Consider the following 26,185-nt stretch of genomic DNA (forward strand, 5'->3'; position numbering starts at 1 on the left):
CCAGCGCTCGCGGCGCTCCCTCTAGCTGGTGCTTCCACCACGAAAGCTGCGCCTCCAGCACTTCGCCCTTCAGCCACTCCCGCTGCCACACCGCGTAGTCCGCGTACTGCACCGGCAACTCCGGCAGCGGCGAGGCACGGCCCTGCGAATGCGCCTCGTACCGCGCCACCACTTCCCTCACCAGCACACCCATCGACCAGCCGTCCGACACGATGTGGTGCATCACCAGCACCAGCACGTGCTCTTCCTCCGTCAGACTCAGCAGCGTCGCCCTCAACAGCGGGCCCTGCTCCAGGTTGAACGGGCGCACGGCTTCTTGTTCCGCGAGGCGTTTGGCCTCCAGCGCACGCTCGGTGGCGGGCAGTGTTCCCAGCTCCACCACCTCCAGCCGGGTCTGAGACCTGGCGTCGATGACCTGGACGGGCGACCCGCCCTCGGTGTGGAACGTGGTGCGCAGCGATTCATGCCTGCGCACGAGGTCGTCGAAGCTCCGCTCCAGAGCTCCGATGTCGAGCGTCCCCGTGAGCTTCACCGCCACGGGCACGTTGTAGAAGGAGCTCCCCGGCTCCAGCTGATCCAGGAACCACAGCCGCTGCTGCGCGAACGACAAGGGCAGAGTCCCCTCGCGCGAGGCCCGAACCAACGGCGGCCCGTGCACTGCCAATCCAGGCCCTGACGTGCGCTCCAGTTGGTGCGCCAGCTTCTCCACCGTGGGGGCTTCGAAGATGTCGCGCAGCGGCAGCTCCACCTGGAACGCCTCGCGCACGCGAGACACCAGCTGTGTCGCCAGCAGCGAGTGACCGCCGAGTTCGAAGAAGTCTCCGTCCAGGCCGACGCGCTCCACCATCAGCACTTCAGCGAAGATGGCTGCCAGCTTCTCCTCGGTCACCGTGCGCGGCGCCACGAATCGCGCGAGGGCCGTCCCCGCCACGTCGGGCGCAGGCAGGGCCCTGCGGTCCACCTTGCCGTTCGGCGTCAGCGGCAGTGCATCCAGCACCACGTACGCCGACGGCACCATGTACTCCGGCAGCCGCTGCTTCACGTGACTCCGAAGCTCGCTGGCCTCCAACTCCGCTCCTGCGCGGGCCGTCACGTATGCCACCAGCCGCTTGCCTTCGGCTCCGTCGTCCCGGGCCACCACCACCGCTTCGCTGACTCCGGCGGATTGGCTCAGCGCCGATTCCACTTCACCCAGCTCGATGCGGTAGCCCCGCACCTTCACCTGCGTGTCCTTGCGGCCCGTGAACTCCAGCGTGCCGTTGCTCAGCCACCGCACCACGTCGCCCGTGCGGTACAGCCGTGCCCCTTCCGCGAAGGGATTCGGGACGAAGCGCTCCGCGGTCAACCCGGGCTGTCCCAGGTAGCCTCGCGCCAGGCCCTCTCCGCCCACGTACAGCTCACCGGGTACGCCCACCGGCACCGGCTGCATCGTCCCATCCAGCACGTACGCCGTCGTGTTCCGGATGGGTCGGCCGATGGACACCGTCGTGCCCACTTCCTCCGCCGTCTCCATCCGGTGCGTGCTGGAGAACGTCGTGTTCTCCGTCGGGCCGTACCCGTTGATGAGCATGCCTCCCGAGGCAAGCCGCTCCTTCACGCGGCCGACCGGCAGCACGTCTCCTCCGGCCAGCACCTGCTTCACCTTCGCCAGGGCCTGCGGCTGACGCGCCTGCATCTGCTCGAAGAGCGCCGCCGTCAGCCACAGCGACGTGATGCATGCCTCCTCCAGCTTGCGGCCCAACTCCTCCAGCGACGGCGTCCCCGCCGGGTACACCACCAGCTTCGCCCCGTGCAGCAGCGCGCCCCACACCTCCAGCGTCGAGGCGTCGAACGAGATGGGGGCCAGTTGCAGCCACACCTCTTCCGGTCCGAAGTGCGCGAAGTCCGTTCCCAGCACCAGCCGCGACACCGCCCGGTGCGGCACGCCCACGCCCTTCGGCTGGCCCGTGCTCCCCGACGTGAACATCACGTACGCCAGATTGCCGCCGACGACACTCGGGCTCGGATTGCTCTCAGGGTGGCGCGCGATGGCCCCCCACTCGGTGTCCACGCTCACCACCAGCTCGCCACCCGACGCGACTTCGTCCGCCAGCTTCTCCTGGGCTACCAGCAGCGCCACCTCCGCCTCTCGCTTCATCCACGAAAGGCGCTCCAGCGGGTAGCTGGCATCCAGCGGGACGTACACGCCTCCCGCCTTCAGGATGCCCAGCACACTCACCACCAGCTCCAGCGAGCGCTCCACGCACAGCCCTACCCTCACTTCGGGTCCCACTCCCATGGACCGCAAGTGGTGCGCCAGTTGGTTGGCCCGCCGGTTCAGCTCCCCGTACGTCAGCCGCTGCGCCCCGTACTCCACCGCCACCGCTTCCGGCGTCTTCAACACCTGCGCTTCGAAGAGGACAGACAGGCTGGATTCACGCGGGTACTCCGCTGGCGTTCCACCCCACTCCCGCACCAACCGCTGCCGCTCTTCCTGACCCATCAGCGGCAGTTCGCACAGCCGCTTCTCGGGCTGCTCGACCGCCGCATCCAGCAGCACCCGCAGGTGCTCCAACAGCCGATGCATCGTCTCTGCATCGAACAGGTCGCTGTTGTAGTTCACCGCCGCCACCACGCCTTGCGGCACCTCCTCCACCACCAACGACAGGTCGAACTTCGACGTCTTCCCTTCCGACTCCAATCCGGAAAGCGTCAGTCCCTGCGCCAGCTTCACCTCCGTCACTGGCGTGTTCTGCAGCGTCAACGTCACCTGGAAGAGTGGACCCCGGCTCAGGTCACGCTCCGGCTGCAGTTCCTCCACCAGCTTCTCGAACGGCACCTCCTGGTGCGCGTAGGCGCCCAGGGTCGCCTCGCGCGTCTGCGCCAACAGCTCACGGAAGCTCTGCTCTGGCGACAGCTTCGCTCGCAGCACCAGCATGTTGGCGAAGAAGCCGATCAGCCCTTCCGTCTCACCCTGCGTGCGCCCCGCGATGGGCGATCCGACGCTCACATCCTCCTGCCCCGAGTAGCGCGACAGCACCGTCTGGAACGCCGCCAGCACCACCATGAACGGTGTCGCGCCTTCTCTCTGTGCCAGGGCCTTCGCGCGTTCCCACAGCGGCTTGGACCACTGGTGTTCGAAGTGCCCTCCGCGGAAGGTCTGCACCGCCGGACGCGGCCGGTCGGTGGGCAGCTCCAGTGCTCGCGGCGCGCCCTCCAACCGCCGTTTCCAGTAGTCGAGCTGCGCCTCCAGGACCTCGCCCTTCAACCACTCGCGCTGCCACACCGCGTAGTCCGCGTACTGCACTGCGAGCTCCGGCAACGGCGCCGGACGTCCCAGCGAGAAGGCCTCGTAGAGCGCGGCCACTTCTCGCACGAGGACGTTCATCGACCAGCCATCCGACACGATGTGGTGCATCACCAGCACCAGCACGTGCTCTTCCTTTGACAGCTTCAGCAGCGTCACTCGCAGCAGCGGGCCACGCTCCAGATCGAACGGCTGGTGCGATTCCTGCTCCGCCAGACGCATGGCCTCCGCCGCACGGAGTCCTTCCGGCACGGGCCCCAGCTCCACCAGTCGGAAGGCCAGCACCGGCTCCGACGTGATGATCTGGACGGGCTTTGCGTTCTGGGTGCTGAACGTCGTCCGCAGCGACTCGTGGCGGCGCACGAGTTCCTCGAAGCTCCGCCGGAGCACTTCGGTCTCCAGGACACCCTCGACCCGCACCACCGCGGGCACGTTGTAGAAGGCACTGCCTGGTTCCATCTGATCCAGGAACCACAGCCGCTGCTGCGCGAACGACAGCGGCAGGGCCGCCTCGCGGTCCACGCGCTGCTTCAGCGGTGGAGCCGTGAGCGACTGGCCCGCACGAGTGGCCTCGTCGATGCGCTCGGCCAGGGCCGCCACCGTGGGCGCTTCGAACAGCTCCCGGAGAGGCAGTTCGATGCCGAAGGCGCCGCGGATCCGCGAAATCACCTGCGTTGCCAGCAGCGAGTGCCCACCCAGCTCGAAGAAGTGATCCTTCGAACCGATGCGCTCGACTCGCAGCACCTGGGAATAGAGGCCCGCCAGCAGTTCCTCGGTGGGCGTACGGGGGGCCTCGTAGTCGGAGCCGGTCGTGCGATGCGCCGCTGCCGGTGCGGGCAGAGCCTTGCGGTCCACTTTGCCGTTGGGCGTCAGCGGTAGCGCGTCCAGCACCACGTACGCCGACGGCACCATGTACTCCGGCAGCCGCTGCTTCACGTGGCTTCGAAGCTCGCTGGCCTCCAGCTCCGCTCCTGCGCGGGCCGTCACGTATGCCACCAGCCGCTTGCCCTCGGCTCCGTCGTCTCGGGCCACCACCACGGCCTCGCTGACTCCGGCGGATTGGCTCAGCGCGGCTTCCACTTCGCCCAGCTCGATGCGGTAGCCCCGCACCTTCACCTGCGTGTCCTTACGGCCCAGGAACTCCAGACGCCCGTCGTCCTGCCACCGCGCCATGTCTCCCGTGCGGTACAGCCGGTCGCCTTGGCCGAAGGGATTCGGGACGAAACGCTCCGCCGTCAGCTCCGGCCGGCCCACGTATCCACGGGCCAGGCCCTCTCCGCCCACGTACAGCTCGCCCGGCACTCCCACCGGCACCGGCTGCATCGTCCCGTCCAGCACGTACGCCGTCGTGTTCTGGATGGGCTGACCGATGGACACCGTCGTGCCTACTTCATCGGGCCCTTCCATCCGGTGCGTGCTGGAGAACGTCGTGTTCTCTGTCGGGCCGTACCCGTTGATGAGCACGCCTCCGGTGGTGAGCCTCTCTTTCACACGGCCCACCGGCAGCACGTCTCCTCCAGCCAGCACCTGCTTCACCTTCGCCAGGCCCTGCGGCTGCCGCGCCTGCATCTGCTCGAAGAGCGCCGCTGTCAGCCACAGCGACGTGATGCTTGCCTCCTCCAGCTTGCGACCCAGTTCCTCCAGCGACGGCGTCCCCGCCGGGTACACCACCAGCTTCGACCCGTGCAGCAGCGCGCCCCACACCTCCAGCGTCGACGCATCGAAGGAGATGGGTGCCAACTGCAGCCACACCTCTTCCGGCCCGAAGCGCGCGAAGTCCGTTCCCAGCACCAGCCGCGACACCGCCCGGTGCGGCACGCCCACGCCCTTCGGCTGGCCCGTGCTTCCCGACGTGAACATCACGTACGCCAGGCTCCCCCCGCCCACTTGGGCAGGCAGGTTGCTCACGGGCTGGCTTGCGATGAGCGTGTCCCACTCGGTGTCCACGCTCACCACCGACGCGCCCTCCGCGAGGCCCATGGGCTGGAGCAGCTTCTGTTGGCCGACGAGCAGCGTCACCCCGGCCTCTCGCTGCATCCACGAAAGGCGCTCCAGCGGGTAGCTGGCGTCCAGTGGGACGTACGCGCCTCCTGCCTTCAGGATGCCCAGCACGCTCACCACCAGTTCCAGCGAGCGCTCCACGCACAGGCCCACCCTCACCTCGGGCCCCACGCCCATCAACCGCAAGTGGTGCGCCAGTTGGTTGGCCCTTCGGTTCAGCTCCCCGTACGTCAGCCGCTGCGCTCCGTACTCCACCGCCACTGTTTCCGGCGTCCTCTGTACCTGCGCCTCGAAGAGGACTTGCAGACTGGAGTCACGCGGATACTCCGCTGCCGTTCCGCTCCAGGCCTTCACCAGCCGCTGCTGCTCCTCCGGACCCATCAGCGGCAGTTCCCACAACCGCTTCTCCGGCGCCCGCACCGCATCTTCGAGCAATACGCGCAGGTGCCCCAGCAACCGCTCCACCGTGCGGCCCTCGAACAAGTCGCTGTTGAACTCCAGCGCGCCCGACAGGCCCTCTTCCGATTCGCCCAGGCCCAGCGTCAGGTCGAACTTCGCCGTCTTGCCTGACGACTCCGCCGCCTCCAGCTTCAGCCCCGGCAGGCTCACCGCTGAGCCCGGCGCGTTCTGCAGCACGAACATCACCTGGAAGAGCGGGCCCCGGCTCAAGTCACGCTCCGGTTGCAGCTCCTCCACCAGTCTCTCGAATGGCACTTCCTGGTGCGCGTACGCACCCAGCGTCGTCTCCCGCACCTGCGCCAGCAACTGCCGGAAGCTCTCCTCCGGCTTCAGCTTCGCCCTCAACACCAGCGTGTTCACGAAGAAGCCAATCAGCCCCTCCGTCTCCGCCCTCGTGCGGTTCGCGATGGCAGAGCCCACGCTCACGTCCTCCTGCCCCGCGTACCTCCCCAGCACCGCCTGGAACGCCGCCAGCAGCACCATGAAGGGCGTTGCGTTCTCCCTCTGCGCAAGCCCCTTCACCGACTCCCACAACGCCCTCGGCCACTGCACCGGCCTCGTGTCTCCCCGGTACGTCTGCACCGCCGGACGCGGCTTGTCCGTCGGCAACTCCAGCGCTCGCGGCGCTCCCTCCAGCCGCTGCTTCCAGTAGCCGAGCTGCGCCTCCAGCACTTCGCCCTTCAGCCACTCCCGCTGCCACACCGCGTAGTCCGCGTACTGCACCGGCAACTCCGGCAGTGGCGAGGCACGGCCCTGCGAATGCGCCTCGTACCGCGCCACCACTTCCCTCACCAGCACACCCATCGACCAGCCGTCCGACACGATGTGGTGCATCACCAGCACCAGCACGTGCTCTTCCTCCGACAGCCTCAGCAGCGTCGCCCTCAACAGTGGGCCCTGCTCCAGATTGAACGGGCGCTGGATCTCCTCTGCGACCCACCGCTGCGCCGTGACGTCACGCTCCGCAGCCAGCTCGCTGACATCGAGCAGATGGAAGGATTGGGCCGGCGCCTCCGCGATGACCTGCACCGGCTCGCCGCCCTCTGCGCGGAACGTCGTGCGCAGCGATTCGTGCCGGCGTACCAGCTCGCGGAAGCTGGTCTCCAGCGCCGTGGTGTCCAGGCGCCCCGTGAGTTTCACCACCGAGGGCACGTTGTAGAAGGAACTGCCCGGCTCCAGTTGATCCAGGAACCACAGCCGCTGCTGCGCGAACGACAACGGCAGTGGCTTGTCCCGAGGCGCTCGCCTCAGTGGCGGTGCTCGGACCGCGGACTCCTCCTGCCCAAGCTTCTCTTCGATGCGCAGGGCCAGCTTCTCCACCGTGGACGCCTCGAAGACGTCGCGCAGGGGGAGCTCCACACGCAACTCTTCCCTCACCCTCGACACCAACTGCGTCGCCAGCAGTGAGTGCCCGCCCAGTTCGAAGAAGTCTCCGTCCAGGCTGATGTGCTCGACGTTCAGCACGTTGGCGAAGATGGCCGCCAGCTTCTGCTCGGTGTCCGTGCGCGGTGCCACGAAGCGCTCGGGCCCCGGGCTTCGGGCCTCCGGCGCGGGCAGCGCCTTGCGGTCCACCTTGCCGTTGGGCGTCAGCGGCAGTGCGTCCAGTACCACGTACGCCGACGGCACCATGTACTCCGGCAACCGCTGCTTCACGTGACTGCGCAGGGCGCTGGCTTCCAGTTCCGCTCCTGCGCGGGCCGTCACGTACGCCACCAGCCGCTTGCCTTCGGCTCCGTCGTCCCGGGCCACCACCACGGCCTCACTGACTCCGGCGGACTGGCTCAGCGCGGCTTCCACTTCGCCCAGCTCGATGCGGTAGCCCCGCACCTTCACCTGCGTGTCCCTGCGGCCTGTGAACTCCAGCGTGCCGTTGTTCAACCACCGCACCACGTCACCCGTGCGGTACAGCCGTGCCCCTTCCGCGAAGGGGTTCGGGACGAAGCGCTCCGCTGTCAACTCGGGGCGGCCCACGTACCCGATGGCCAGACCCTCTCCGCCCACGTACAGCTCGCCCGGCACTCCCACCGGCACCGGCTGCATCGCCCCGTCCAGCACGTACGCCGTCGTGTTCGGAATCGGCCGGCCGATGGACACCGTCGTGCCCACTTCCTCCGCCGTCTCCATCCGGTGCGTGCTGGAGAACGTCGTGTTCTCCGTCGGGCCGTACCCGTTGATGAGCACGCCGCCTGCGGCAAGCCGCTCCTTCACGCGGCCCACCGGCAGCACGTCTCCACCCGCCAGCACCTGCCTCACCTTCGCCAAAGCCTGTGGCTGCCGGGCCTGCATCTGCTCGAAGAGCGCCGCCGTCAACCACAGCGACGTGATGCTTGCCTCCTCCAGCTTGCGGCCCAACTCCTCCAGCGACGGCGTCCCCGCCGGGTACACCACCAGCTTCGCTCCGTGCAGCAGCGCGCCCCACACCTCCAGCGTCGAGGCGTCGAACGAGATGGGGGCCAGTTGCAGCCACACCTCTTCCGGCCCGAAGTGCGCGAAGTCCGTCCCCAGCACCAACCGCGACACTGCTCGGTGCGGCACGCCCACGCCCTTGGGCTGGCCCGTGCTTCCCGACGTGAACATCACGTACGCCAGATTGCCGCCGCCAGAACTCGGGCTCGGATTGCTCTCAGGGTGGCGCGCGATGGCACCCCACTCGGTGTCCACGCTCACCACCAGCTCGCCGCCCGATGCCACCTCGTCCGCCAGCTTCTCCTGGGCGACCAGCAGCGCCACCCCCGCCTCTCGCTTCATCCACGAGAGGCGCTCCAGCGGGTAGCTCGCATCCAGCGGGACGTACACGCCTCCCGCCTTCAGGATGCCCAGCACGCTCACCACCAGTTCCAGCGAGCGCTCCACGCACAGGCCCACCCTCACCTCGGGCCCCACTCCCATTCCCCGCAGGTGGTGCGCCAGCTGGTTGGCCTTCCGGTTCAGCTCCCCGTACGTCAGCCGCTGCGCCCCGTACTCCACCGCCACCGCGTCCGGCGTCTTCAGCACCTGCGCTTCGAACAGCTCCGGCAGCGACCTCTCTCGCGGGTACTCCGCCGCACTGCCACTCCACTCCCGCACCAGCCGCTGCCGCTCCTCCGGACCCATCAGCGGCAGTTCCCGCAGCCGCTTCTCTGGCGCCCTCACCGCCTCTTCGAGCAACACGCGCAGATGCCCCAACAGGCGCTGCATCGTCGCGGCTTCGTACAGGTCGCTGTTGTAGTTCACCGCCGCCACCACGCCTTGCGGCACCTCCTCCACCACCAGCGACAGGTCGAACTTCGACGTCTTCCCTTCCGACTCCACTCCCGCGAGTCGCAGCCCCCGCGCGAGCTTCACCTCTGTCACTGGCGTGTTCTGCAGCGTCAACGTCACCTGGAACAGCGGACTGCGGCTCAAGTCACGCTCGGGTCGCAGTTCCTCCACCAGCTTCTCGAACGGCACCTCCTGGTGCGCGTACGCGCCCAGCGTCGCCTCACGCGTCCGCGCCAGCAGCTCACGGAAGCTCTGCCCGGGCGTCAGCTTCGCTCGCAGCACCAGCATGTTGGCGAAGAAGCCGATCAGCCCCTCCGTCTCCCCGTGCGTGCGCCCCGCGATGGGCGCGCCCACGCTCACGTCCTCCTGCCCCGAGTAGCGCGACAGCACCGTCTGGAACGCCGCCAGCAACACCATGAACGGGGTTGCCCGCTCACGCCGGCCGAGCACCTCCAGGTCACGCCACAGCGCCCTGGGCCACAGCACATGCCGCAGCTCTCCGCGATACGTCTGCACCGCCGGACGTGGCTTGTCCGTGGGCAACTCCAGCGCGGCCGGGGCTCCCTCCAGCCGCTGCTTCCAGTAGCCGAGCTGCGCCTCCAGTACCTCGCCCTTCAGCCACTCGCGCTGCCATACCGCGTAGTCCGCGTACTGCACCGCGAGCTCCGGCAGCGGCGCCGCACGCCCCAGCGAGAAGGCCTCGTAGAGCGCGGCCACCTCGCGGACGAGCACGTTCATCGACCAGCCGTCCGACACGATGTGATGCATCATCAGCACCAGCACGTGCTCCTGACTCCCGAGCCGCAGCAGGGTGGTCCGCAGCAGCGGCCCCTTCTCCAGGTCGAACGGTCGGAGGGACTCGGCTTCCGCGCGGCGCCGGGCCTCCTGCTCACGCTCGGCTCCCGGCAATCCACCCAGATCCACCAACTCCAGCGCGACCCGGCCCGCAGGCGAAATGACCTGCACGGGCAGACCGCCCTCGGAGCGGAACGTCGTCCGCAGGGATTCGTGGCGGCGGACCAGCGCTTCGAAGCCGCGCTCCAGTGCGGCCACGTCAAGCGGCCCTGTCAGCCTCACCACCGCCGGCACGTTGTAGAAGGCACTGCCGGATGCGAGCTGCTCCAGGAACCACAGCCGCTGCTGCGCGAACGACAGCGGCAGGACGTCCTTGCGGTCCGCCCTCGGCTTCAGCGGAGGCGCCACGAAAGCGGCGTCGGACCGCGCCGAGCGATCCACCCGTTCGGCGAGCATCGCCACCGTCGGCGCTTCGAAGAGTTCCCGCAGGGGCAGCTCGATCCCGAAGGCACCCCGGATCCGGGAGATGGCCTGCGTCGCCAACAGTGAGTGCCCACCCAGCTCGAAGAAGCCGGCGTGGACGCCCACCCGCTCCAGCCCCAGGACCTCCGCGAAGAGACCCGCCAGGACCTCTTCCGTGGCCGTGCGCGGTGCGACGAAGGCCTCTGGCTCCGTGGCCTGGAAGTCCGGTGCCGGCAGCGCTCCCCGGTCCACCTTGCCGTTGGGCGTCAGGGGCAGCGCCTCCAGCACCACGAAGGCCTGCGGCACCATGTAGTCGGGCAGCGTCCAGCCCAGGTAGTCGCGGAGGGCTTCGGCCTCCAGGGATTGGCCCGGCTTCGGCACGGCGTACGCCACGAGGCGCTTGCCTCCCGTCACGGCCTCGCGCGCGACCACCACCGCCTCACGCACGTCGGGGTGCCGCTCCAGCGCGGCTTCCACCTCTCCCGGCTCCACGCGGTAGCCGCGGACCTTGAGCTGGTGATCCACGCGACCGAGGAACTCCACCCGGCCCTCCGCCAGCAGGCGAACCCGATCCCCCGTGCGGTACATCCGCGCTCCCGGCACGTCCGAGTGCGCATCCGGCACGAAGCGCTCGGCCGTCAGGTCCGGGCGGCCCAGGTAGCCCCGGCCCACCGCGCTCCCGCCAATGCACAGCTCTCCCGGGATGCCCGCGGGCACCGGGCGCAGGTGCGCGTCCAGGACGTAGATGCGCGCATTGGGAATGGGCCGGCCGAGCGGTACGGACGCGGACACGCGCCCCTCCGTGCCGCGCTCCACCCGCTGCGTGAGCACGCCCACCGTCGTCTCGGTGGGCCCGTAGTGGTTGAACACCACCAGCTCCGGCGACAGCGCGCGCACCCGGTCGATCAGCGCCCAGTCGGAGACATCGCCGCCCAGCACCAGGCGCTGGCGCGGCAACACCCGCTCGGGGTTCCCGGACGCCAGGAGCGCCTGCAGGTGCGCGGGGACGATCTTCAGGCAGTCCACCGACTCGTGCTCGAAGAGCGCGGCCAGCGCGGACGGATCCGACGCACGCTCGCGCGACACGAGGTGCAGCGCGCCGCCACGGCAGAGCGTCGGGAACACGGCGGTGTGGCCCAGGTCCGCGGCCAGCGTGGACACGGAGGCGAACGACGCGCCTTCCGGAAGCTCCAGCCGTTGCGACACGCCTTGTACGTAGTTGACGAGCTGCCGGTGCTCGATGGCCACGCCCTTCGGTCGGCCCGTGGAGCCGGATGTGAAGATGACGTAGGCGAGGTTCTCCGGGGCCGCCGTGGGCACCGGGCTGCCTTCACTCCGCTCCATCAGGCGGCCCGCGTCCGCATCCAGGCGGATCACCGCTCCGCCGTCCCAGCCCAGGGCTTCCGCCAGCGCCGACTGCGTGACGAGCACCCGCGCCCCCGCGTCCGCGAGCACACCCCGGAGGCGTTCAGCGGGAAACGCGAGGTCCAGGGGCACGTAGGCGCCGCCCGACTTGAGGATGCCCCACAGGCCCACCAGGGCACTGGCCGAGCGGTCCAGGTACAGGCCCACCACGACGTCCGGGCCTACGCCCAGCGAGCGCAGGTGGTGCGCCAACTGGTTGGCTCGTAGGTTCAGCTCGCGGTACGTCAGGCGCGAGTCCTCGGCCACGACGGCGAGCGCATCCGGGGTCCGCTCCACCTGAGCCTCGAAGAGGGCCTGGACGGTAGCGGGCGCGAAGGGAGTGCGGGTGTCGTTCCACTCCACGAGCACCCGGCGCTGCTCGTCCTCGCCCAGCAGCGGCAGCTCCGCCAGCCGGACGTCGGGAGTCCGCAGGGCGGCCTCCAGCAGTACGCGCAGGTGCCCGAGCAGCCGGTCCATCGTCCCGGGCTCGAAGAGGTCGCTGTTGTACACGGCGCTGACCGAGAGCCCTTGCGGCGTCTCGGTCAGCTCCAGCGTCAGGTCGAACTTCGACGTCCGGGCCTCCCCGTCCATCCCCTCCAGGGTGAGGCCCGGCAGGCGCAGCTCCACCGTGGGCGTGTTCTGCAGGATGAACATCACCTGGAAGAGCGGACTGCGGCTCAGGTCGCGGTCTGGCTTGAGTTCCTCCACCAGCCGCTCGAAGGGGATGTCCTGATGCGCATACGCCCCGAGCGTCGTCTCCCGCACCTGCGCCAGCAGCTCACGGAACGTGGGGTTGCCACCGAGCCGTGCCCGCAGCACCAGGGTGTTGATGAAGAAGCCGATGAGCCCTTCTGTCTCGGCCCGGGTGCGATTGGCGATGGGAGAACCCACGCACACGTCGTCCTGTCCCGAGTACCGCGACAGCACCGTCTGGAACGCCGCCAGCACCACCATGAAGGGCGTCGAGCCCTCCCGGTGCGCGAGCGTCTTGACCGATTCCCACAGCGCATGGGGCCACCGGACGTCGCGGCTGTCGCCCCGGAACGTCTGGACCGCGGGGCGCGGTCTGTCCGTCGGAAGCTCCAACGCACGGGGCGCTCCCTGGAGCTGTTCCTTCCACCAGGCAAGCTGGGCTTCCAGCACCTCGCCCTGGAGCCACTCGCGCTGCCACACCGCGTAGTCCGCGTACTGGAGGGGAAGCTCGGGCAGCGGCGACGGCAGGCCCTGCGAGCACGCCTCGTAGAGCGCGGCCACCTCGCGGACGAGGACGCCCATCGACCAGCCGTCCGACACGAGGTGGTGCATCACCAGCACCAGCACGTGCTCCTGCTCCGACAGCTTCAGCAGCACCGTGCGCAGCAGCGGCCCCTGCTCCAGACTGAACGGGAGCGAGGCCTCCTGGCCGACCCGACGCTGCGCCTCCGTGGTGCGCTCGGCCGCTGGCAGTCCACTCAGGTCCACGACGGGCAGCCGCACCCGCGAGTCCTGGGAGATGCGCTGCACGGGCGCTCCGCCCTCGGCATGGAACGTCGTGCGCAGGGATTCATGGCGACGTACCAACGCGTCGAAGGCGTGCTCCAGCGCGTCGACCCGCACCGTTCCCGTCAACTTCACCGCCACCGGGATGTTGTAGGACGGGCTGCCTGGCTCCAGCTGATCCAGGAACCACAGCCGCTGCTGCGCGAACGACAGTGGCAGCGCGTCCGTGCGCGGCACCCGCTTCAGCGGTGGCACCTGGAGGCCCGGCGCGAGGGTGAGCACGCCTTCCAGCCACCGGGACAGCTTCTCGACCGTGGGGGATTCGAAGACGTCCCGGAGCGGCAGCTCCACCTGGAACACTTCGCGCACACGAGATACCAGCTGTGTCGCCAGCAGCGAGTGACCGCCCAGTTCGAAGAAGTCTCCGTCCAGACCGACGCGCTCCACCTTCAGCACTTCGGCGAAGATGGCTGCCAGCTTCTGCTCGATGGTCGTGCGCGGTGGAATGAACCGCGCGCTCGCAGTGCCCTCCGCGTCCGGTGCGGGCAGGGCCTTGCGGTCCACCTTGCCGTTGGGCGTCAACGGTAGCGCGTCCAGCACCACGTACGCCGACGGCACCATGTACTCCGGCAGCCGCTGCTTCACGTGACTCCGAAGCTCGCTGGCTTCCAGTTCCGCTCCTGCGCGGGCCGTCACGTATGCCACCAGCCGCTTGCCTTCGGCTCCGTCGTCCCGGGCCACCACCACCGCTTCGCTGACTCCGGCGGACTGGCTCAGCGCGGCTTCCACTTCACCCAGTTCGATGCGGTAGCCCCGCACCTTCACCTGCGTGTCCTTGCGGCCCGTGAACTCCAACGTGCCGTTGCTCAGCCACCGCACCACGTCGCCCGTGCGGTACAGCCGTGCCCCTTCCGCGAAGGGATTCGGGACGAAGCGCTCCGCGGTCAACCCGGGCTGTCCCAGGTAGCCTCGCGCCAGGCCCTCTCCGCCCACGTACAGCTCGCCCGGCACTCCCACCGGCACCGGCTGCATCGTCGCGTCCAACACGTGTGCCGTCGTGTTCGGAATCGGCCGGCCGATGGACACCGTCGTGCCCACTTCCTCCGCCGTCTCCATCCGGTGCGTGCTGGAGAACGTCGTGTTCTCCGTCGGGCCGTACCCGTTGATGAGCATGCCCCCGGAGGCAAGCCGCTCCTTCACGCGGCCCACTGGCAACACGTCTCCACCCGCCAGCACCTGCTTCACCTTCGCCAGGGCTTGCGGCTGACGCGCTTGCATCTGCTCGAAGAGCGCCGCCGTCAACCACAGCGACGTGATGCTTGCCTCCTCCAGCTTGCGACCCAACTCCTCCAGCGACGGCGTCCCCGCCGGGTACACCACCAGCTTCGCTCCGTGCAGCAGCGCGCCCCACACCTCCAGCGTCGAGGCGTCGAACGAGATGGGGGCCAGTTGCAGCCACACCTCTTCCGGCCCGAAGTGCGCGAAGTCCGTCCCCAGCACCAACCGCGACACTGCTCGGTGCGGCACGCCCACGCCCTTGGGCTGGCCCGTGCTTCCCGACGTGAACATCACGTACGCCAGATTGCCGCCGACGACGCTCGGGCTCGGGTTGCTCTCCGGCTGGCGTGCGATGGCACCCCACTCAGTGTCCACGCTCACCACCAGCTCGCCGCCCCATGCCACTTCGTCCGCCAGCTTCTCCTGGGCGACCAGCAGCGCCACCCCGGCCTCTCGCTTCATCCACGAGAGGCGCTCCAGTGGGTAGCTCGCATCCAGCGGGACGTACACGCCTCCCGCCTTCAGGATGCCCAGCACGCTCACCACCAGCTCCAGCGAGCGCTCCACGCACAGGCCCACCCTCACCTCGGGCCCCACTCCCATTCCCCGCAGGTGGTGCGCCAGCTGGTTGGCCTTCCGGTTCAGTTCCCCGTACGTCAGCCGCTGCGCTCCGTACTCCACCGCCACCGCTTCTGGCGTCTTCAACACCTGCGCTTCAAAGAGGACAGACAGGCTGGAGTCACGCGGATAGGCCACCGCCGTGCCGCTCCACTCCTTTACCAGTCGCTGCTGCTCAGCCGCCTCCATCAGCGGCAGTTCCCACAGCCGCTGCTCCGGACGCGCGACCGCCTCCGTGAGCAACACGCGCAGGTGCCCCATCAGCCGGCACATCGTCTGCGCTTCGTACAGGTCGCTGTTGTAGTTCACCGCCACGGCGAGTCCGTGCGGCGCCTCTTCGACCAGCAGTGACAGGTCGAACTTCGAGGTCTTCTCCTCGGAGTCCATGCCCTTCAGCGTCAGCTCCCGCAGACGGAACTCGGACGCGGGGGTGTTCTGCAACGTCAACGTCACCTGGAACAGCGGGCCCCGGCTCAGGTCGCGCTCCGGATGGAGTTCTTCGACCAGCTTCTCGAACGGCACGTCCTGGTGCGCGTACGCCCCCAGCGTCACCTCGCGCACCCGCGCCAGCAGCTCACGGAAGCTCTGTCCGGGCGACAGCTTCGTGCGCAGCACCAGCGTGTTGACGAAGAAGCCGATGAGCCCTTCCGTCTCCTCGCGCGTACGGCCCGCGATGGGCGAACCCACGCTCACGTCGTCCTGCCCTGCGTAGCGCGACAGCACCGTCTGGAACGCCGCCAGCAACACCATGAAGGGCGTCGCGCCCTCCTTCTGCCCGAGCGCCTTCACCGCGGCCCACAGCTCCGCCGGCCACATCGCTTCCAGCAGACCGCCGTGGAACGTCTGCATCGCCGGACGCGGCTTGTCCGTGGGCAGCTCCAACGCTCGCGGTGCCCCTTCCAAGTGCTGGCGCCAGTACGCGAGCTGCGTCTCCAGCACCTCGCCCTTCAGCCACGCGTGCTGCCATGCAGCGTAGTCGCCGTACTGGAGCGGCAGCTCCGGCAGCGGCGAGCGCTGTCCCTGGGCCAGCGCCTCGTAGAGCGCCGCCACCTCGCGCACGAGGATGCCCATGGACCACTCGTCCGACACGATGTGGTGCATCACCAGCACCAGCACATGCTCCTGCTCGCGCAGACGCAGGAGCGTGGCCCGCAGCAACGGCCCCTTCTTCAAATCGAAGGGCCGCTGGGCCTCCTCCTCGGCCCACCGCTTCGCCTCCGCTTCGCGGCCTGCTTCCGGCACCTCCTCCAGCGACACCACCGCGAAGGCGAGCTCCGGCTCCGGCGCGATGACCTGCACCGGCGTGCCGCCCTCGGCACGGAACGTCGTACGCAGCGATTCGTGCCGGCGCACCAGCTCCTCGAAGCTCCACTCCAACGCGCGCGCATCCAGCGGCCCGGTCAGCTTCACCCCCGCGGGCACATTGTAGAAGGCGCTCCCGGGCTGGAGCTGATCCAGGAACCAGAGGCGCTGCTGCGCGAACGACAGCGGCAGCTCACGGGCGTGTGACTGCGACTGACTCCGGGGGACCACCGACAGCCCGGGCCCGCGTCGCTGGGCTTTGTCCACCCGCAGCGCCAGCTCGGCCACCGTCGGCGCTTCGAACAGCTCTCGCAGCGCCAGCTCCACCCGGAACGTCGATCGCACCCTCGACACGAGCTGGGTCGCCAGCAGCGAGTGCCCCCCCAATTCGAAGAAGCCGTCGTGCACGCCCACGCGCTCGACGCCGAGCAGCCGGCTGAAGAACCCGGACAGCAGCTCCTCGGTGGGCGTACGCGGTGCGAGGTACTCGCGCTCGGTGACGTCCACGTCCGGCGCGGGCAGGGCCTTGCGGTCCACCTTTCCGTTCGGCAGCAGTGGCAGGGATGCCAGGACCACGAAACGCGAGGGCACCATGGGCGGTGGCAGGCGCCGGCCCAGGTGGGTCCGCAGCTCCGCCGCGTCCAGTCCATCTGCGCCTTCCGTGGACGGCTCCGGTGTCCTGGAGACGCGGGGCACCACGTAGGCCACGAGCCTCATGTCACCCGGCACGTCCTCGCGCGCCACCACCACCGCGACGCGCACGGCCGGGTGCTCCGCCAGCACCGCTTCCACCTCGGCCAGTTCGATGCGGTAGCCCCGCACCTTCACCTGCGTGTCCACCCGGCCCAGGAATTCCAGCGTGCCGCCCGCGAGCCAGCGCGCCCGGTCTCCTGTGCGGTACAGCCGTGCGCCCGGATCTCCTCCGAAGGTGTCCGGCCCGAAGCGCTCCGCCGTCAGGTCCGGACGGCCCACGTAGCCGCGCGCCAGCCCCTCGCCGCCGATGAACAGCTCTCCAGGGACTCCTGCGGGAACCGGCTGGCCCCGGGTGTCCAGCACGTACGCCCGCGTGTTCCCGATGGGACGGCCAATGGGCACGGTGGGGCCTTCGCCCGGATCGCCTCCGAGCCACGCCGTCGCGTCGACGGTGGTTTCGGTGGGCCCATAGGCATTGACGAAGAGCGTGGACGGCAGGCGCTCATTCACCTGGCGGACGAACTCCACCGGGAGCGCCTCGCCTCCGGACAGCAACACGCGCAGGCCCGCCGCGCGCTCCACGCGCGCATCCTCCAGCAGGACGCGGAGCTGCGACGGCACGAGCTGGAGCACCGTCACCCGCAGGCGCTCCAACGAGGCCAACAGGGCGTCCGTGTCGCTCTCCGCCTCGGCCGGCGGGAGCACCAGCCGGGAGCCGGACACCAGCGTGGCCAGCACCTCCGGCACCGAGGCGTCGAAGCCGAGCGAGGCCTTCTGCAGCACCCGGTCCTCGCCCCCCAGCGCCAGCGCGGCGCTGTACCACGCCGTGTGCCGCGCGAGCGCGCGATGGGAGACGAGCACGCCCTTGGGACGGCCCGTGGAGCCGGAGGTGAAGAGGACATAGGCGGCGTTGTCCGCCACCACTCCGGAATCCCACGCCTCGGAGGACGCTGGCTCCAGGTCCTCGTCGAGCAACACCACGGGCGTCGCGCTCGCGGGCAACACGTCCCGCAGGGCGCGCTGGGTGAGCAGCACCGCGGGCCTGGCGTCCTCCAGCATGAGGGCCAGGCGTTCGCTCGGAGCGTCCGGCTCCAGCGGCACCCAGGCACCACCTGCCTCCAGGATGGCGATGAGCCCCACCACCATCTCGGGCGAGCGGCGGGCGCACAGGCCCACGCGCACCTCGGGCCCCACGCCGAGCTTCCGCAGGTGTCCGGCCAGCGAGCGCGACCGGGCCATCAGCTCCGCGTAGGTGAGCTGCCCTTCGTCCCAGGAGAGCGCCACGGCCTCCGGGATGCGGGCCGCGAGCGCCGCTACCTGCACGTGCACGGGCGTGTCGCGGGGGTACTCCACTGAGGTGTCGTTCCACTCCACGAGCAGCCGGTGTCGCTCCTCGGACGACAGCAGCGGCAATCCGGCCAGGCGCTGCTCCGGCGTGGCCACCGCAGCTTCCAGCAACGTGACCCAGTGCGCGACCATGCGCTGGACGGTGGCGGGCTCGAAGAGGTCGGAGTTGTACTCGAACACCCCGCCGAAGCCGTCCGCCTGGTCCTCCAGCGCCAGCGTCAGGAAGAACTTCGCGGCGCCCAGCTCCATGTCCATCGCGCTCATTTCGAGCCCGGGCAGCAACGCCTCCGGCATGGGCGTGTTCAGCAGGGAGAACATCACCTGGAACAGCGGCGAGTGGCCGAGGCTGCGCTCCGGCTGGAGCTCCTCCACGAGCTGCTCGAAGGGAACGTCCTGGTGCGCGTAGGCACCGAGCGCGACGTCCTTCACCTCCCGCAGCAAGGAGAGGAACGGCTTCTCCGCGGACGGACGGGCCCGCAGCGCCAGCGTGTTGACGAAGAAGCCGATGAGCCCTTCCGTCTCCGCGCGGTTGCGGCCCGCGACGGGCACACCCACGACGAGGTCATCCTGGCCCGAGTAGCGGGACAACAGCGCCTGGAAGCCCGCGAGCAGCACCATGAAGGCCGTGGCGCCTTCCCGCTGGGCCAGGGCCTTCACCGCCGAGGAAGTGGCCTGGGACAGGCGCACCGGGACGGTGGCTCCACGGAAGGTCTGCATCGCCGGCAGCGGCCGGTCGGTGGGGAGCGCGAGCACCTGGGGCGCGCCCGCGAGCTGCTGCCGCCACCAGTCGAGCTGACGTCGAAGCGCGCCACTTCTCAGCCAGGCGCGCTGCCAGGCGGCGAAGTCGGCGTACTGCACCTCCAGCTCGGGCAACGGTGAGGGCCGCCCTTCGCGGAACGCTCCGTAGAGCGCGGAGAGCTCCCGGACGATGACGCCCATGGACCAACCGTCCGAGACGATGTGGTGCATGTTCGCGAGCAGCACGTGCTCCTGCTCCGAGCGCTTCAACAGGCGCGTGCGGAGCAGTGGACCGCTGGAGAGATCAAACGCGCGGAGCGATTCCTCGTGGAGCAGTCGGTGGACTTCCTCCTCGGCCTGTTCCGGGGGAAACGAGGACAGGTCCACCACCATCAAGGTGAACACGGGAGGATGGGAGATGATCTGCACCGGCGTGCCGCCTTCGGTGCGGAACGTCGTGCGGAGCACCTCGTGCCTGCGCACCAGCTCGCGCAGGGCATGTTCCAGGGCGTCCACGTGCAGCTCACCCGACAGCCGGATGGCCAGGGGGATGTTGTAGAGGGGGCTGCCCGGCTCGAGCTGGTCGAGGAACCACAGCCGCTGCTGCGCGAACGACAGTGGCAGCGCGCCCAGGCGCGGCATCCGCTTCAGCGGCGGTGCCTGGACTGCCGCGATTCCCGCCTGGGTTTGCTCCACCCGGAGGGCCAGCTTCTCCACCGTGGGGGATTCGAAGACGTCTCGCAGGGGTAGCTCCACCTGGAACGCTTCGCGCACGCGTGACACCAACTGTGTCGCCAGCAGCGAGTGTCCGCCCAGTTCGAAGAAGTCTCCGTCCAGACCCACCTGCGCGGTGTTCAGCACCTCGGTGAAGATGGCTGCGAGCTTCTGCTCGGTAACCGTGCGCGGTGCCACGAAACGCTCGGGCTCCGGGCTTCGGGCCTCCGGCGCGGGCAGCGCCTTGCGGTCGACCTTGCCGTTGGGCGTCAGCGGCAGCGCATCCAGCACCACGTACGCCGACGGCACCATGTACTCCGGCAGCCGCTGCTTCACGTGGCTTCGAAGCTCGCTGGCCTCCAGCTCCGCGCCCTCCTCCGCAGTCACGTACGCCACCAGTCGCTTGCCTTCGGCTCCGTCGTCTCGGGCCACCACCACGGCCTCGCTGACTCCGGCGGACTGGCTCAGCGCCGCTTCCACTTCACCCAGTTCGATGCGGTAGCCCCGCACCTTCACCTGCGTGTCCTTGCGGCCTGTGAACTCCAGCGTGCCGTTGCTCAACCACCGCACCACGTCACCCGTGCGGTACAGCCGTGCCCCTTCCGCGAAGGGGTTCGGGACGAAGCGCTCGGCGGTCAACCCGGGCTGTCCCAGGTAGCCTCGCGCTAGGCCCTCTCCGCCCACGTACAGCTCACCGGGTACGCCCACGGGCACAGGCTGCATCGCCCCGTCCAACACGTACGCCGCCGTGTTCCGGATGGGCCGACCGATAGACACCGATGTGCCGACTTCTTCGGGCCCCTCCATCCGGTGCGTGCTGGAGAACGTCGTGTTCTCCGTCGGGCCGTACCCGTTGATGAGCATGCCTCCGGAAGCAAGCCGCTCCTTCACGCGGCCCACTGGCAGCACGTCTCCTCCGGCCAGCACCTGCCTCACCTTCGCCAAAGCCTGTGGCTGCCGGGCCTGCATCTGCTCGAAGAGCGCCGCCGTCAGCCACAGCGACGTGATGCCCGCCTCCTCCAGCTTGCGGCCCAACTCCTCCAGCGACGGCGTCCCCGCCGGGTACACCACCAGCTTCGACCCGTGCAGCAGCGCGCCCCACACCTCCAGCGTCGAGGCGTCGAACGAGATGGGGGCCAGTTGCAGCCACACCTCTTCCGGCCCGAAGTGCGCGAAGTCCGTCCCCAGCACCAACCGCGACACCGCGCGATGCGGCACTCCGACGCCCTTCGGCTGTCCCGTGCTTCCCGACGTGAACATCACGTATGCAAGGTTGCCGCCGCCGACACTCGGGCTCGGGTTGTTCTCCGGCTGGCGCGCGATGGCACCCCACTCGGTGTCCACGCTCACCACCAGCTCGCCGCCCGACGCCACCTCGTCCGCCAGCTTCTCCTGGGCGACCAGCAGCGCGACTCCGGCTTCGCGCTTCATCCACGCCAAACGCTCCAGCGGGTAGCTGGCATCCAGCGGGACGTACACGCCTCCCGCCTTCAGGATGCCCAGCACGCTCACCACCAGCTCCAGCGAGCGCTCCACGCACAGGCCCACCCTCACCTCGGGCCCTACTCCCATCCCCTTCAGGTGGTGCGCCAGCTGGTTGGCCCGTCGGTTCAGTTCCCCGTACGTCAGCCGCTGCGCTCCGTACTCCACCGCCACTGCTTCTGGCGTCTTCAGCACCTGCGCTTCGAACAGCTCTGGCAGCGACTTCTCGCGCGGGTATTCCGACGCGCTGCCGCTCCACTCCTTCACCAGTCGCTGGTGCTCCTCCGGCCCCATCAACGGCAACTCCCACAGCCGTTGCTCCGGACGTGCGACCGCCGCCTCCAACAGCACATTCAAGTGCCCGAGCATCCGGTCCATCGTCCCGGCCTCGAACAGATCGCTGTTGTAGTTGACCATCGCCACCACGCCGTCCTGCACCTCCTCCACCACCAGCGACAGGTCGAACTTCGACGTCTTCTCCTCGGCCTCCATCCCCTTGAGGGTGAGGCCCTGCAGCCGGACCTCGGACGCGGGGGTGTTCTGCAGCGTCAACGTCACCTGGAAGAACGGGCTGCGGCTCAGGTCGCGTTCGGGCCGGAGCTCCTCCACCAGCTTCTCGAAGGACACGTCCTGGTGCGCGTACGCGCCCAGCGTCACCTCACGCACCTGCGCCAACAGTTCACGGAAGCGCTGCCCGGGTGCCAGCTTCGCCCGCAGCACCAGCGTGTTGACGAAGAAGCCGATGAGCCCTTCCGTCTCCGAGTGCGTACGGCCCGCGATGGGCGCGCCCACGCTTACGTCCTCTTGCCCCGCGTAGCGCGACAGCACCGTCTGGAACGCCGCCAGCAACACCATGAACGGCGTCGCACCCTCGCGCCGACCGAGCGCCTCCACCTCGCGCCACAGCGTCTTGGGCCACCGCACGAGCCGGTTCGCGCCCCGGAACGTCTGCGCCACGGGGCGTGGCTTGTCGGTGGGCAACTCCAGCGCTCGCGGCGCCCCTTCCAACTGATTGCGCCAGTACGCGAGCTGCGTCTCCAACACCTCGCCCTTCAGCCACTCGCGCTGCCACACCGAGAAGTCCGGGTACTGCACGGGCAGCTCCGGCAGCGGCGACGGCAAGCTCCGCGACAGGGCCTCGTACAGCGCGGACACCTCGCGCACGAGGATGCCCATGGACCAGTAGTCCGACACGATGTGGTGCATCACCAGCACCAGTACGTGCTCCTGCTCGGACACCTTCAGCAGCACCGTGCGCAGCAGCGGCCCCTGCTCCAGCAGGAACGGGCGACGCACTTCTTCCTCGGCCCGGGCCTTCGCCGCGGCCTCGCGTTCGCCCTCGGGCAGCGAGCCCAGGTCCACGACCTCCAGCGGCACCCGGGCCTCGGAGGTGATGAACTGCACGGGCGAGCCGCCCTCGGTGCGGAAGGTGGTGCGCAGCGATTCATGCCGCAGCACCAGTGCCTCGAAGCTCTGCTCCAGCGCACGTACGTCCAGCGCACCCGTCATGCGCACCGGGGCCCAGAGGTTGTACGACGTGTTCGTCGGATCGAGCTGCGCGAGGAACCACAGGCGCTGCTGCGCGAACGACAGAGGAGCCGTGCCGTCCTCGCGCGCCGTCCGCTTCAGCGGAGGCGCCTGGATGCCCGCGACAGCCACCACCCTCGCGATCCGCTCCGCCAGCGCCGCCACCGTGGGCGACTCGAAGACGTCGCGCAGCGGCAGGTCCACCCGGAAGGCCTCGCGCACCCGCGCGACCAACTGCATGGCCAGCAGCGAGTGGCCGCCCACCTCGAAGAAGTTGTCGTAGAGGCCCACCGATTCCAGGCGCAGCACCTCCGCCCAGAAGCCCGCCAGCATCTGCTCCGCTGGCGTGCGCGGCGCGACGTGCGCCTGCTTCCGGGGCTCCCGCACCGCCTCCGGCGCGGGCAGGGCCTTGCGGTCCACCTTCCCGTTCGGAAGCAGCGGCAGCCGATCCAGCACCACCACCGCCTGCGGCACCATGAAACGGGGCAACCGCTGATCCAGCCCCGCGCGGACGTCGCCGCCCTCCAGCGCCTGCCCGTCGCGAGCCACCACGTAGGCCACCAGCCGCTTGTCGCCCGGAGCATCCTCGCGCACCACCACGAGGGCCTCGCGCACGCCCGGCTGCCCGAGCAGCGCGGCCTCCACCTCGCCCGGTTCGATGCGATGGCCCCGCACCTTCACCTGCGTGTCGCCACGGCCCAGGTACTCCAGGACGCCGTCCCGCCTCCAGCGCGCCTTGTCGCCGGTGCGGTACAGCCGCTCTCCGTCTCCGAACGGGCCCGGCACGAAGCGCTCCGCCGTCAGCTCCGGCCGGCCCAGGTAGCCGCGCGCCACGCCTTCGCCGCCGACGTACAGCTCTCCCGTCACGCCCGCCGGAACAGGCTCCCGCTCACCATCGAGCACGTAGATCCGGACGTTGTTCAGCGGCCGGCCGATGGCCACTTCCCGCCCGGGCTCCTCGGGCCCGGCGGACAGATCCACCGACGTGGCCACCGCCGTCACCTCGGTGAGTCCGTAGGTGTTCAGCAGGGGCACCGTGCTCCCCACGCGGCGGCGCCACTGCGCCACCCGTTCGGGCACCGCCCGCTCGCCACCGATGACCACCCACTTCAACCCCGGAGGCAGCCGGGCCTTGCCCGCGTCCAGGCTCGCCGTCACCTCGTGCCAGAAGGCCGTGGGCAGGTTGAGCTGGGTGATGCCCGCCGCCTCGCACCGGGCCAGGAACGCGTCCGGTACGTCCAGCATCTCCGGAGTGCGCAGCACCAGCGTGCCGCCCCGCGTGAGGCATGGGTAGATCTCCTCCGCGCTCGTGTCCCAACTGATGGACGCGAACTGGAGCACCCGGTCTCCCGGCTCCACCGGGCAGATGCGCCACTCCGCCCGGATGAAGCTCGTCAGCGAGCGGTGCTGCACCACCACGCCCTTCGGACGTCCCGTGGAGCCCGACGTGTACAGCACGTACGCCGCTGCCTCCGGCGGGACCTCCACGCCCGGCGCCGTCGCATCGCCCACCTGCCTGAGCGATTCCACGTCCAGCCACACACAGCCCGGCGCCCCGCCCAGCTTCTCGCGGAACGACTCGCGCGACACCACCACGCGCGCGCCGCTGTCCTCCAACATGAAGCCCAGCCGCTCCGTCGGGTACTCCGGATCCAGCGGCACGTAGGCACCGCCCGCCTTGAGCACGCCCAGGAGCGCCGCCAGCATCTCCACCGAGCGCTCCACGCACACGGCCACCCGGGACTCCAGCCCCACCCCATGCTCCCGCAGCCGCCTCGCCACGCGGTTCGCCCGCGCATCCAGCTCGCGGTACGTCACGGACTCGGGGCCTGAGACCACGGCCGTGGCCTCCGGCGTCCTCGCCACCTGCGCCTCGAACAGCGCATGGGCCCGGGCGTCGCGAGGCAGGGCTTCGCTCGCCCCGTTCCACTCCACCAGCAGCCGGTGACGCTCCGACGCCCGGAGCAACGGCAGGGCCTCCATCGCGCGGTCGGGAGACTCCACCGCCGCGTCGAGCAGCGACTCCAGGTGGCTCAACATCCCCTCGATGGTGGCCGCGTCGAACAGGTCCGCGTTGTACGTGGCCGCCAGCGTGATGCCTTCGGGGCCTCGCGCCATCATCAGCGTCAGGTCCAGCTCCGTGCTCGTCACGTCCGCGTCGAGCATCCGCACAACCAGCCCCGGCACCTCGCGGACCCGAGGCAGCGCATCCAACTGCCCGAAGAGCACCTGGAACATCGGCGCGCGCGTCAGGTCGCGCTCCACACCCAGCGCCTTCAGCAGCGGCTCGAACGGGACGTGCGGGTGCGCGAAGGCCTCCACCGTGCCCGCCTTCGCGCGGCGCAGCAGCTCGCGGAAGTCCGGGCGGCCTGACAGGTCCGCGCGCAGCACCAGCGGTTCGAAGAAGAGGCCGATGAGCCCCTCCGTCTCCTTCCGGCTCCGGTTCGCGTATGGGGCACCGATGAGCAGGTCCTGCTGTCCGCTGTACCGGGACAGCAGCGCCTGGAGCCCGGCCAACACGGACATGAAGAGCGTGGCGCCCTCGTTCCGCGCCAATGCCTCCAGCCGCTCCACCAACGTCAGGGGCAGCACGGCCTTGCGCTGCTCCGCCCTCCCCGTCGCCGAGCGCCTGGGTCGATCCGTGGGCAGGTCCAGTTCGTGCGGCGCGCCCTCCAGCCGCTTGCGCCAGAACTCGAGGTGCGCGTCCAACGCCTCACCGCGCAACTGCCCCCGCTGCCACGCCGCGTAGTCCGCGTACTGGAGCGGCAGCTCCGGCAGCGGAGAGGGCTGGCCCTGGGAGAAGGCCGCATGGAGCGCCACCACCTCGTGGGTGAGCACGCCCATGGACCAGCCGTCGGAGATGATGTGATGCACCACCACCAGGAGCACGTGCCGCTCCGGCGTCACCCGCAGCAGCACCACCCGGACCAGCGGGCCGCGCGCCAGGTCGAATGGCGTCTGCATCTCCCGCTGGATGCGCTGGCGCACCGCGGCCTCACGCTCCTCCGCCGGGACGTCCTCCAGCCCTTCCACGGTGAAGGGAAGCCGGGCTTGCGCTTCCACGAGCTGCACCGGCGTTCCGGACACCTCACCGAAGTGCGTGCGCAGTGCTTCATGGCGGCGCGCCACCTCCTGGAAGCTGCGCTCCAGCACGGCCACGTCCAGGCGCCCCGACAGCTCCACCACCAGCGGCAGGTTGTAGGCCGGGAGCCCGGGAGAGAGCTGCTCCAGGAACCACATGCGCTGCTGGGAGAACGTCAGCGGCAGCGCGGGCCGGGGCTTCTTCTCCAAACGCTTCGCGAGCAGCGCGAGCTTCTCCTCGCGCGTGAGCGTGGGCTTCTTGTCCGTCTCGTTCCCCAT

The 26,185-nt window shown here is 69.6% G+C and carries 1 protein-coding gene; it reads right to left on the reverse strand.

Going from position 1 to position 26,185, the window contains the following annotated elements:
- The coding region (locus D7Y13_RS01135; protein ID WP_120630622.1) for a non-ribosomal peptide synthase/polyketide synthase at window positions 1–26,185 on the reverse strand (26,185 nt) is incomplete at its 3' end.

Source organism: Corallococcus praedator (assembly GCF_003612125.1).
GTDB lineage: Bacteria > Myxococcota > Myxococcia > Myxococcales > Myxococcaceae > Corallococcus > Corallococcus praedator.